General features: G+C 69.0%; 7 protein-coding genes. All 7 read left to right on the top strand.

From position 1 onward, the window contains the following. Positions 1-776 (top strand): PQQ-binding-like beta-propeller repeat protein (locus FV222_RS14935; protein ID WP_147814878.1); only part of this gene is annotated, 776 nt, incomplete at its 5' end. A 95-nt stretch (positions 777-871) separates the two neighbouring features. After that, positions 872-1,024, top strand: a complete 153-nt coding sequence (locus FV222_RS29675) for a hypothetical protein (protein ID WP_187277344.1) — start codon at positions 872-874, stop codon at positions 1,022-1,024. 356 nt (positions 1,025-1,380) lie between these two features. Further along, entirely contained in the window at positions 1,381-2,376 is a 996-nt protein-coding gene (locus tag FV222_RS14940) for a hypothetical protein (RefSeq protein ID WP_147814880.1), read from the top strand. Beyond that, positions 2,373-3,230, top strand: a complete 858-nt coding sequence (locus FV222_RS14945; RefSeq protein ID WP_147814882.1) for a hypothetical protein — start codon at positions 2,373-2,375, stop codon at positions 3,228-3,230. Before FV222_RS14940 ends, FV222_RS14945 begins: the two co-directional genes overlap by 4 nt. Before the next feature lie 294 nt (positions 3,231-3,524). Further along, positions 3,525-4,310, top strand: a complete 786-nt coding sequence (gene rimP / locus FV222_RS14950) for a ribosome maturation factor RimP (protein ID WP_147754268.1) — start codon at positions 3,525-3,527, stop codon at positions 4,308-4,310. Between the two features lie 69 nt (positions 4,311-4,379). Continuing rightward, positions 4,380-5,987 (top strand): transcription termination factor NusA, encoded by a 1,608-nt coding sequence (gene nusA / locus FV222_RS14955; protein ID WP_147814884.1) that lies wholly within the window; start codon positions 4,380-4,382, stop codon positions 5,985-5,987. Between the two features lie 43 nt (positions 5,988-6,030). Next, on the top strand, positions 6,031-6,227 hold a 197-nt coding region (locus tag FV222_RS14960), incomplete at its 3' end, for a DUF448 domain-containing protein (protein ID WP_147814886.1).

Genomic DNA, 6,227 nt, shown 5'->3' on the forward strand with positions numbered 1-6,227 from the left:
TCGACCGCAACGGCTTCGGCTACACCCTGAACCGCGCCACCGGCGAACTCCTCGTCGCCGAGAAGTTCGACCCGGTCGTCAACTGGGCCTCCAAGGTCGACATGGACAAGGGGTCGAAGACCTACGGGCGCCCGCTCGTCGCCGAGGCCTACTCGCCCGAGCGGACCGGCGAGGACGAGACCACCGCCGGCATCTGTCCCGGCGCGATCGGGGCGAAGAACCAGCAGCCGGCGGCCTATTCGCCCGAGACGCGGCTGTTCTACGTGCCGACCAACCACATCTGCATGAGCTACGAGCCGTTCCACGTCACCTACACGACAGGCGTGCCGTTCGTCGGCGCCACCGTCGGGCTGCAGCCGCCGCCGGGCGAGACCCGGACCGGCGCGTTCGTCGCCTGGGACGGCGTCGCGGGTCGGATCGCTTGGTCGAACCCCGAGCCGTTCTCGGTCTGGTCGGGCGCGCTCGCCACCGCCGGCGGCGTGGTCTTCTACGGCACGCTCGAGGGCTACCTGAAGGCGGTCGACGCGGCGACCGGCCGGGAACTCTACCGGTTCAAGACCCCGTCCGGCGTCGTCGGCAACGTGATGACCTACCGCCATCGCGGCCGCCAATACGTGGCGGTGCTCTCCGGCGTCGGCGGCTGGGCCGGCATCGGCCTGGCCGCCGGCCTCACCGACCCGGCGGACGGGGCTGGCGCGGTCGGTGGCTATGCGGCGCTCTCGGACTACACTGCGCTCGGCGGCCAGCTGACCGTCTTCGCCCTGCCCGAGCGCTGATGCGGCCGTCGCCGCAGTTCGTGGGTGAATTTCCCACATAATCCGGCAACATCCCCGTTGCAGGATGCCGCTCCCCTTCGAGGAGCCTCGATCCGATGCCTGATTCGCCAAGCGCACCCCGTCCGCCGCGTCCGCGCGACGTCGCGGTCGCGATCGTGCTGGTGGCCTGGGCGGTCGCCGTCGCGCGAACCGAGCGCGCGCCCTCGCCGACCCCACCGGTGGTATCCTACGCGGCGGCCTCGCGCTGAGACGACGCCCATGGAGTTCGCGCCGACCGGCTTCCGATTCGGGCGCCAAATGCCTTTGGTCGCATCGCGGCGACATGAGAGGCTCGCGCGAAAGCCGGGTCGGCGTCCGGTCCGCACCGGCTATCGGGTGCGCACTTCGAACGCCGTTCCGTTCGCGGCACAGCGTCTCAAGGCACGCAATGGATAGGAAAATAAGATGGAAAAACCTGTTTTGTTCTGGTAATTGTTCCTAATCGTAGCCGATTCGGATCGATGCCATGGCGAGACAACCGAGGATTGGTGACGAGATCCAGCAGCTGAAGGGGCTTCTGGCCGGGCTGTCCCTCGACACGAAGCTGCTCCGCCTGGAGCAGGTTTTGCGGCGGAAGGACTGGTCCGAGCAGCCGCGCGCGCCGGCCGGGCAACCGAACGGCGGGCAATGGGTCGGCGACGGCGGCGGAAGTGGCGGTACCGTCGATCCGGACGTGCTGCGGCTGGTCAGGCCGCAATGGGCGCAGATGCCCGTGGCCGAGCCCGCTCAGAGCCGCGAGGAGACCCGACTCGACGACGGCACCCGCGTCCTCTCGATCCGCATCCGTGCGGGCCGGCGCGACTTCGACGAGCAGCATACGGTCACCGCGCCGGACGGCGAGAGCCGGGTCTTCGAGACCCTCGGCGCGACGCAGACGATCCGCGATGGCGTCTCCGGCGAGATCCTGGGCCGCAGCACTTTCACGGCAAACGGTGCCGAGCCGGACGCGACGGTGCAGCCCGCCTTCCTGCCGGCAGTTCCGCTTGCCCTGGCGGCCGTTCGGATCCTGCGGACGCTCGAGCTCGCCGGTACGCTCTTCGCGACGCTTTCGGCGCAGCGGGGTCGCTACGGCACCGTCCTCGGCACCACGGCGCACGAGTTCCGTGGGGCCGAGGATTTCAGGCACATGCCGGCGATCTGGGTCGGCCCGCTCGACCAGGCATCCCTCGACGCCGCTTGCCCGAAGACCGGTGAGATCCAGACCCAGCTCGACGCGGTCGCCGCGGCGGTCCGAGGAAGCGGTGTGTATCGAACGCCGCAAGCCATCGGCACCGCGATCCACGTGCTGATGGATCGTTGGGCAAAAGCCCAAGACATCGCCAATTTCAAATCGGAGCTATCGATCCTCAAAAATGGAGACGAGGGCACGTATGGTCAATCCGGCACGAGCCGCCTCGACCAATACCATCGTCCGCAGCCGGCCGTCGCCTGCGTCTATGACTATAAGACGGGACTTCGCGGCCTCAGCTGGTCCGAGTGGGTGCGCTACGCCACCAGATCGAAGACGTATTTTCCGGCAACGCAACGGATCATCGTCATACAGATGCGGGAATCGCGATGACGACCAAGAAGCAGTTGGCTCGGCTTTTCCGGGACGTGCTGAAGCACAATCCGGATTTCGTCCAAGTGAACCCGCATGCGATCTGGATCCGCCCGATCCGTCATACCATCGCGCAGGTCTACATCCATCGCAGCAGCTCTGCGGATGTGTTTTGGCCCAGGTACAGTATCACGCCCTTGTATTGGGGTGGCGCGACCTGGGATTGGGTTGTCGGAAGTTTTTCCGAGGGATTTCGACGCGAGCCCCGACCGGCCCCCTTCACGCGGGACTACTTTCTCCAGCCCGATTACCAGCAGAGGCCGGAATTTCCCAAGCTCGCCGCGTGGGCGGCCACGGTCGGGGACTTCGCGTGGGCCGATCCCGAGATCGGCCGCATCTTCACGCGTGCGGTCGAGGAGCAGGTCCTGCCGCTGCTGCGCCCGATGGCCCTCGACCACCATGCCTATCTGGACTTCTACCGCAGCCACATCGTCCCGAGCCTCGGCCTTCACGACGAGCAGCGCATGGCGATCGCCCTCGCGGCGGGCGCGCTGGACGAGGCGCGCGAATACCTCGCCCGGATCTGGCGGTGGTACGAGAGCGACACCTACGGCGATTACGAGCCGCCGGAGATCCTCGACTATCCCAAGCGCGGCGCGCGCACGCGGCGCGCCATCGAGGCCTGGGAGAAGGCCGGCAGCTGCACCGACTACCGGCGCCGCCGCCGCCGCATCCTCGAGATCGTCGAACCGCTGCGCACCGGCGACCGTGCGGCCCTGGCCGTGATCCTACACCGCTGGGAGGCCGAGGCGGCGCGCTTCCACAAGGTCGAGCCATGGTGGGAGCCAACGCCGTTTCCCATCGAGGAGGGGTGACCCGGGCGACCGACGATCCGACGCCGCGGGAGCCCTTCCGCGGCTCTGGATCGATCCATGAGTCGTTCCGGGTCGTCCGGCATCGTCGGGCCCATGCAACGCCGCGCCAAGCGTGAAGACGCTTGAATTCTGCGCGTTCACCCGCTAGATCGTTCGTCATCAGTTCTGGTTGCAGTCGTGAGGCTGCGGTTCGGGAGTGGGCCCCACCGGGTCCGCTCTTTTTTATTGCCGCAAGCCTTGGTCGCCCCCGGCCGGAACGCCGCCCCGTCAGCGAGCCCGACCCTGAGCGCAGTCATGTCCGAGCCGTCCGCCGTCCCCTCGCCCGAGCCGACCGAGAAGCGTCTCGTTCGCGAGACCGGCGTCGCCGCGCGCGTGGCGCAGGTGATCGAGGGTCCGATCGAGGGCCTCGGGTTCCGTCTCGTGCGGGTGAAGGTGTCGAGCGCCAACGGCTGCACCGTGCAGATCATGGCCGAGCGCCCGGACGGCTCGATGTCCATCGACGACTGCGAGACCGTGAGCCGCGCGATCTCGCCGATCCTCGACCTCGATGACCCCGTGGGCATCGCCTACTACCTCGAGATGTCCTCTCCCGGCATCGACCGGCCGCTGGTCCGGGTCTCGGACTTCGCCCGCTGGGCCGGCTACGAGGCCAAGATCGAGCTGTCCGTGCCGCTCGACGGGCGCAAGCGCTTCCGCGGGATCATCGGCGAGCCGGATGCGGCGACCCTCACCGTGCCGGTCGACCTGCCCGACGTGAAGGAAGGCTTTCCGAGCCGGGTCTCGGTGCCTCTGCGCGACCTGTCCGAGGCGCATCTCGTCCTGACCGACGACCTGATCCGGGAATCGCTGCGCCGCGGCGGCGGAACCCCGGAAGATCTCGACGCGGATTTCGACGGCGAGTCCGACGCGGACGACGGGGAGGAGGCGCCCCTGCCGCCTGCCCCGTTCCCGAAGCGGCTGAAGGCCTCCGCCAAGCCGAAGGCCGCCAAGCCGGTCAAGGCGAAGCCCGCCTCGGACGCGCCGAAGAAGCCCGTGACCACCAAGGCGGCCCGCCTCAAGGACCGCGACTCGCTTCACTAGAGCATCGCAGCCCGGCCCGCTCGCAAGGCGGCGCGCCGGAGCGGCACCCCAAGAGAAGGACCGACACAGATGGCCGTCGTCAGCGCCAACCGGCTCGAACTCCTGCAGATCGCCGACGCGGTCGCCCGCGAGAAGGTGATCGATCGCTCCATCGTCATCGACGCGATGGAGGAGGCGATCGCCAAGGCCGCGCGCTCCCGCTACGGCGCCGAGACCGACGTGCACGCCGAGATCGACAACAAGACCGGGGCGCTGCGGCTCTCCCGCCACCTGCTCGTGGTCGATCTCGTCGAGAACGACGCCCGCGAGATCACCCTCGACCAAGCCCGGCGCTACAATCCGGGCGCGCTCGTCGGCGACGTGATCTCCGACACCCTGCCGCCCTTCGACTTCGGGCGCGTCGCCGCGCAGTCGGCCAAGCAGGTCATCGTCCAGAAGGTCCGCGACGCCGAACGCGACCGCCAGTTCGACGAGTACAAGGACCGCATCGGCGAGATCGTGAACGGCCTCGTCAAGCGCGTCGAGTACGGCAACGTGATCGTCGACCTCGGCCGCGGCGAGGGCATCGTCCGGCGCGACGAGATGATCCCGCGCGAGACCTTCCGCCCCGGCGACCGCATCCGCTCCTACCTGTTCGACGTGCGCCGCGAGGTGCGCGGGCCGCAGATCTTCCTCTCGCGCTCGCACCCGCAGTTCATGGCGAAGCTCTTCGGGCAGGAAGTGCCGGAGATCTACGACGGCATCGTCGAGGTGAAGGCGGTCGCCCGCGACCCCGGCTCGCGCGCCAAGATCGCCGTGATCTCCCGCGACGGCTCGATCGACCCGGTCGGCGCCTGCGTCGGCATGCGCGGCTCCCGCGTCCAGGCGGTGGTCGGCGAGCTCCAGGGCGAGAAGATCGACATCATCCCGTGGTCGGAGGACCAGGCCACCTTCATCGTCAACGCGCTGCAGCCGGCGGAAGTCGTCAAGGTGGTGCTCGACGAGGAGGCCGACCGCATCGAGGTGGTGGTGCCCGACGACCAGCTCTCGCTCGCCATCGGCCGCCGCGGCCAGAACGTGCGCCTGGCCTCGCAGCTCACCGGCTGGGACATCGACATCCTCACCGAGGCCGAGGAGAGCGAGCGCCGCCAGAAGGAGTTCGCCGAGCGCACCACCGTGTTCATGGGGGCGCTGGACGTGGACGAGACCGTGGGCCAGCTGCTGGCCGCGGAAGGCTTCCGCAACGTCGAGGAGATCGCCTACGTCGACATCCAGGAGCTGTCCTCGATCCAGGGCCTCGACGAGGAGACCGGCGCCGAAATCCAGGCGCGCGCGCAGGACCACCTCGCCCGCATCGAGCAGGAGCACGACGACCGCCGCATCGAGCTCGGCGTCCAGGACGAGCTGCGCGAGATCGACGGCCTTACCACGCCGATGCTGGTCTCGCTCGGCGAGAACGACGTGAAGACGATCGAGGACTTGGCCGGCTGCGCCACCGACGACCTCGTCGGCTACACCGAAGGCCGCGGCCCGGAGGCCAAGCGCCACGCCGGCTACCTCGACGGCTTCGAGGTCTCCCGCACCGAGGCGGAAGGCATGATCATGGCCGCGCGCCTGCATGCCGGCTGGATCGACGCCCTTCCCGAGCCCGAGACGGCCGAAGGCGAGGCGGAGCCCGTCGAGGCCGAAGCGAACTGAAGGCGCGAGGTCCGGCGACATGATCCAGGCCGCGTCCGGCGACATGATCCAGGCCGCGCAGCCGACGGCTGACGAGGGCGTCGAGGAGATCGCCCTCGACGCCGGACCGAATCGCGGCCGTCAGGGTACGCTGCGCACCTGCATCGTCACCCGGACCGCGCAGGCGCCGGACGCGATGATCCGGTTCGTCCTCGGGCCGGACGGCGCCGTCGTGCCGGACCTGCGCGCGCGCCTTCCCGG

This window comes from Methylobacterium sp. WL103 (assembly GCF_008039885.1).
In the GTDB taxonomy this organism is placed as follows: Bacteria; Pseudomonadota; Alphaproteobacteria; order Rhizobiales; family Beijerinckiaceae; genus Methylobacterium; species Methylobacterium cerastii.

Coding starts and splice junctions, on each gene's coding strand:
- FV222_RS29675 (WP_187277344.1), top strand. CDS start 872: ATGCCTGATTCGCCAAGCGCACCCCGTCCGCCGCGTCCGCGCGACGTC.
- FV222_RS14945 (WP_147814882.1), top strand. CDS start 2,373: ATGACGACCAAGAAGCAGTTGGCTCGGCTTTTCCGGGACGTGCTGAAG.
- rimP (WP_147754268.1), top strand. CDS start 3,525: ATGTCCGAGCCGTCCGCCGTCCCCTCGCCCGAGCCGACCGAGAAGCGT.
- nusA (WP_147814884.1), top strand. CDS start 4,380: ATGGCCGTCGTCAGCGCCAACCGGCTCGAACTCCTGCAGATCGCCGAC.